This is a genomic window from Streptomyces diastatochromogenes (genome assembly GCF_002242805.1).
Classification (GTDB): domain Bacteria; phylum Actinomycetota; class Actinomycetes; order Streptomycetales; family Streptomycetaceae; genus Streptomyces; species Streptomyces diastatochromogenes.
This window is the reverse complement of the sequence record NZ_MCGQ01000088.1, coordinates 1-670: the sequence shown is the minus strand read 5'-3', so window position 1 is coordinate 670 and position 670 is coordinate 1. Positions and strand designations below refer to the sequence as shown.

Annotated in this window: 2 pseudogenes; both read right to left on the bottom strand. The window is 74.8% G+C overall.

Annotated elements, in window-relative coordinates:
- Positions 1–314 (bottom strand): annotated as a pseudogene (locus BEK98_RS45370) (hypothetical protein); the annotation flags it as partial.
- Positions 315–316: 2 nt separating this feature from the next.
- A pseudogene (locus BEK98_RS45365) lies at positions 317–670 on the bottom strand (MBL fold metallo-hydrolase); the annotation flags it as partial.

The following is a 670-nucleotide window of genomic DNA, read 5'->3' as shown; positions in this document are numbered from 1 at the left end:
GGGTTGAGGTGCCCGCCGGAGCACCGTCCCCAGCGGGAGGACAGTGCCCACGCGAGCGCCGCCCCGACGATCGCGGCTACGGCTGCGAGCTGGAGGTGCGCTCCGGGCAGGAACCGGCTGAGCGGGGAGGCCATCACCCAGCGGACGGCCGTGACCAGGACGAACAGCACGCTGCCGGTGAGAGCGAACTCCACCGCGGCCGCGGCCCGGACGGTCTTGCCGCCCGGGGAAGCGGGCCGTCCGGCGGCGACAACGCCGCCGCCGGAGACCGTACCGGGTGCCCGTCCGGCGGGGGCACGGGTGCCGGTGAGCATCGTCAGCCCCAGGCCATCTCACCGGTGGCGACCTTGGTGCCCAGGTCCAGGGCCACCAGCAGGCCCAGGTCCGGGTGGCGCTTGAGCATCGCGGCCTTCAGCGCCTCGGCGCTGTTGCCGCTGTCGGCCAGCTCCTGCTCGAACTCGGCCAGGTAGGCGCGGGTGTCGGCGATCACCGAGGCGTCGGTGGCGGAGTCGGCGGAGCGGTGGCCGGCGACGACGTAGCGCGGGCTGAGCTGCTCCATCTCGGCGAGCGTCTCGGCCCAGGCGGCACGCTCGCGGGCCGTTGCGGTGTCCGCGGTCCACACATGCAGACCGGCGAAGAGCAGCACCCCGCCGACAACCGCGCGGTCCTC